Raw genomic sequence first — 3452 nt, forward strand, 5'->3', positions numbered from 1 at the left:
CGCGTCCGATGAAACCCGTTCTGGATGGTCTTGAGCAACTCGGGGCGACGGTCGAGTACCACGGCGAGGAAGGACGGCTGCCATTCACCATCACTCCGCCCGAGGCTTTCGCGGAGCGCACCGCCCCCAGCGTGGTAAGCATCGATTCCTCGGGGTCGTCCCAGTTCATTTCCGGATTGTTGTTGATCGGCGCTCGCATTCCGGGAGGTCTGGAATTACGCCATACGGGGGAGAAGACACCGAGCCTGCCGCATATCCGCATGACGGTGGCCGACCTCAAAGGATCGGGTGTGGACGCTTCCGCCGATGAGGAGCGCCACACCTGGCATGTGCGCTCGGGTGATGTGCAACTGCCTGAACGGGTCACCGTGGAACCGGATCTTTCGAACGCCGCGCCGTTCCTTGGCGCCGCGCTGATCGCAGGCGGCACCGTGCGCGTGCCCCACTGGCCGGAGAACACCACCCAGCCGGGAGGCCTGCTGCCCGGATATCTGCGACGTATGGGAGCCAAGGTCTCGTTCCCCGAAGAGAACGGCATTCGGTACTGCGAAGTTACCGGTGACGGCACCATCAACGGCCTGGGCGATTTCGACCTGACGGCGGCCGGGGAGATTGCGCCATCGCTTGCTGCGGTCCTGGTCTTTGCCGACAAGCCGACCAACATGGTCGGCATCGGCCATCTGCGCGGGCATGAGACGAACCGCTTGGAAGCTTTGGTCAACGAAATCACGCGTATTGGGGGAGAGGCCCGTGAGCTTCCGGACGGTTTGGAGATCGTGCCTGTGCCTGCGGAGACATTGAAGCCCGCGGCAATGGAGACCTATGCCGATCATCGCATGGCCACGTTCGCGGCGATGCTCGGTTTACGCATCAAGGGCCTTCAGGTGCGGAATGTAGCCACCACTGCGAAGACGTTGCCGGACTTCGTGAACATGTGGACGGGCATGCTGGCCTGACTCGACATTTTCGCAGGGGGAGCCACTGGAGTGTCCATGCAGGTGAACGGGACAACGATGCACGTGGCCGCTGAAGGATCCCCATATGGATTGCGCCGCAACAGCCTGAGACTGTTACGGCGCAATCCATATGGGTCATATCGGCACCGTCATTCCATGTCAAGCGGCACCTTGTGATTCGGCGCCGGCCATGCCTGGTCGATGAGCGCGAGATCCTCGTCGGACAACGTGATGGCATCCGCCTGCGCGTTCTCCAAGGTATGCGCTGATTTGCCGGTACGTGGAATGGCGATGGTGTTTCCATTGCGGATGTCCCAGGCGAGTATCACCTGAGGCACGGTCGCATGATGGCGCTTCGCCACCTCGATGAGTTGCGGGGAATCGAAAAGTCCACGACGCAGCGTGCCGGCCTGTGCGATGGGGCAGTAGGCCATGAGCTTCACATCATGTCCGTTCATCCAGCCGAGCAGGTCGTATTCGATGCCGCGTGAGCTTGGATTATAAAGCACCTGGTTCACCAGACAATGCCGGCCCTCGGGAATGCGCCAAAGTTCCTCCATGTCGTCGGTGTCGAAATTCGAGACGCCCCATGCGCGAATCTTGCCGTCACGAACAAGTCGCTCCATGCATTCGACGGTTTCCGCCAAAGGCACATTGCCGCGCCAATGCAGCAGATACAGATCGAGATAATCGGTTCCAAGCCTGCGAAGCGTTTCATCACAACTATGGAAGATGTCGCGCCTGCCCGCATTCGAGGGAAGCACCTTCGAAACGAGGAACAACCCGTCGCGGCGCATACCGGCGATGGCATCGCCCACCAGACGCTCGCTACGCCCGCTGCCATACATCTCCGCCGTGTCGATCAACGTCATTCCCGCGTCGACGCCTCTGCGCAAGGCCTCTACCTCCCGGTCGTGCGTCGCGGCGGAATCGCCCAGATACCAGGTTCCCTGCCCCAATGCGGGAACGATGCGCCCATCGGCAAGCGTCACTATATGTTTCATCATGCTCCTCCATGGTCGATGATTGTTCGGTCATCATCCTTACTGTGACGCGATACCACGCAGGATGCAACAGAAGAGCCGGGTTTCATCCTTGCCCCGACAAAAAAGGGCTTTCCGCGAATTCGTTTCGCGGAAAGCCCCCAAACATTAGGAGTCGAAAACGACGTCACTCCCACTCGATGGTTGCCGGCGGCTTGGAGGTGCAGTCGAGCACCACGCGGTTGATCTGGCGGCACTCGTTGGTGATGCGCGTCGAGATGGTGGCCAGCACGTCGTACGGGATGCGGGACCAGTCGGCGGTCATGGCGTCTTCGGAGGAAACCGGTCGCAGCACGATCGGGGAACCGTAGGTACGCTCATCGCCCTGAACGCCCACGGAATGCACGTCGGCAAGCAGCACCACCGGGCACTGCCAGATGTCGCGGTCGAGACCGGCTTTGGTGAGCTCCTCACGGGCGATCGCGTCGGCTTCGCGCAGCACGTCCAGGCGTTCCTTGGTGATCTCGCCGATGATGCGGATGCCGAGGCCCGGACCCGGAAACGGCTGGCGCCACACGATTTCGTCCGGCAGGCCCAGCTCGGTGCCGATGGCTCGCACCTCGTCCTTGAACAGGGTGCGCAGCGGCTCGATGAGCTGGAACTTGATGTCCTTCGGCAGGCCGCCCACGTTGTGGTGGGACTTGATGTTCGCAGCGCCGTCGCCGCCGCCGGACTCGACGACGTCCGGATACAGCGTGCCCTGCACGAGGAACTTGACCTCCTTGCCGGAGGCGCCGGCCTCCTCGATCACCTGCCGCTGCGCCTTTTCGAAGGTGCGTATGAACTTCTCGCCGATGATCTTGCGCTTCCTCTCCGGCTCGGACACGCCTTTGAGCGCGGTGAGGAAATCTTCGGAGGCGTCGACGGCGATGAGCTTGATGCCCGTGGCCTTGACGAAATCATGCTTGACCTGCTGGGCCTCGCCCTTGCGCAGCAGGCCGTGGTCCACGAACACGCAGGTGAGCTGGTCGCCGATGGCCTTGTGCACCAGGGCCGCCGCCACGGCGGAGTCCACGCCGCCGGACAGGCCGCAGATAACCTGGGCGTCGCCGACCTGGGCGCGGATCCTGGCGATCTGGTCCTCGATGATGTTGGAGGCGTTCCAGTCGTCGCCCAATCCGGCGCAGTCATGCAGGAAGGTTTCGATCAGCCTCTGGCCCAGCGGGGTGTGCTTGACCTCGGGATGCCACTGCACGCCGTAGAGCTTGCGGGCCGGATCGGCCATGGCGGCCACCGGGGCGCCTTCGGTGTGCGCCAGCACGGCGAACCCCTCGGGCGCCTTCTGGACGGCCACGCCGTGGCTCATCCACGTGGTCTGCTCCGCGGGGGAACCGGCCAGCAGGCCCGAAGCGTCGTCAATAACCGTGTCGGTTTTGCCGTATTCGCCGAGAGCCGCCTTGTCCACCTGTCCGCCGAGCTCATAGGCCATGGTCTGGAAGCCGTAGCAGATGCC

The 3452-nt window shown here is 62.7% G+C and carries 3 protein-coding genes; 1 reads left to right on the top strand and 2 read right to left on the bottom strand.

The features are described 5' to 3' along the window. Window positions 1–956: 3-phosphoshikimate 1-carboxyvinyltransferase (locus tag B3C64_RS04570; protein ID WP_291534037.1), on the top strand; the 956-nt coding region annotated here is incomplete at its 5' end. Between the two features lie 149 nt (window positions 957–1105). Here B3C64_RS04570 and B3C64_RS04575 read toward each other — a convergent pair. Then, window positions 1106–1963: an aldo/keto reductase gene (locus tag B3C64_RS04575; protein ID WP_291534039.1), complete on the bottom strand. Its 858-nt coding sequence runs from the start codon at window positions 1961–1963 to the stop codon at window positions 1106–1108. Between the two features lie 163 nt (window positions 1964–2126). Then, window positions 2127–3452: glutamine-hydrolyzing GMP synthase (guaA, locus tag B3C64_RS04580; protein WP_291534040.1), on the bottom strand; the 1326-nt coding region annotated here is incomplete at its 5' end.

This window comes from Bifidobacterium sp. UBA6881 (assembly GCA_002451435.1).
GTDB lineage: Bacteria > Actinomycetota > Actinomycetes > Actinomycetales > Bifidobacteriaceae > Bifidobacterium.